The organism is Falsiruegeria mediterranea M17 (genome assembly GCF_900302455.1).
Lineage (GTDB): Bacteria > Pseudomonadota > Alphaproteobacteria > Rhodobacterales > Rhodobacteraceae > Falsiruegeria > Falsiruegeria mediterranea.
On record NZ_ONZG01000049.1, the window covers coordinates 1 to 625 of the forward strand.

Annotated in this window: 1 pseudogene; it reads left to right on the top strand. The window is 65.8% G+C overall.

Features of this window, described 5'->3' with window-relative positions:
* Window positions 1-625 (top strand): annotated as a pseudogene (locus TRM7615_RS25710) (beta strand repeat-containing protein); the annotation flags it as partial.

The window sequence follows — 625 nt, forward strand, 5'->3', positions numbered from 1 at the left end:
TGGGCGATTACGACTGGTTCATTGCGACGGCCGGCAACGACACGCTGGACGGCGGCAACGGGCAGGACATGATCACCTTCCTCGAGGCCGCATCCTCGGGCGCGGCGGTGGTCGAGACGGTGTTTTCCGCCACGGGCGCACCGCCGAGCGGCGCCGCCGTGGGCGGTGTGACGCTCAACCTAAGCGATCCTTCGCAGAGCACCGGGCTGGCCTCGGGGCTGACGCTGAATTCGGTCGAGCGGGTCACCGGCTCGTCGCATCAGGACGTGTTTTACGGGGATGCGCAGCAGAATGACTTCCGCGGTCTGGGCGGCTATGACTGGTTTGTCGGCTCAACCGGAGGGCGAGAGCGTTACTTCGGCGGCGACGGCTTGGACACGGTGACCTATTTCCAGTCGACCAGCGGCGTGAGCGCGTCTTTGCGCAACGGCGCGGGGCTGTTTGGCGGCCAGGAGACGGGTTACGGCTCGGCGGGCGACGCGGTGCGGGACCTGTATTTCGAGATCGAAAACCTGGTCGGCACCAACTTCGACGACAGCCTGACGGGCAACAACGAGCGCAACCAGCTGTCGGGCCTGGACGGGGATGACTTCCTGTTCGGCTACGGCGGCACCGACTACATGAA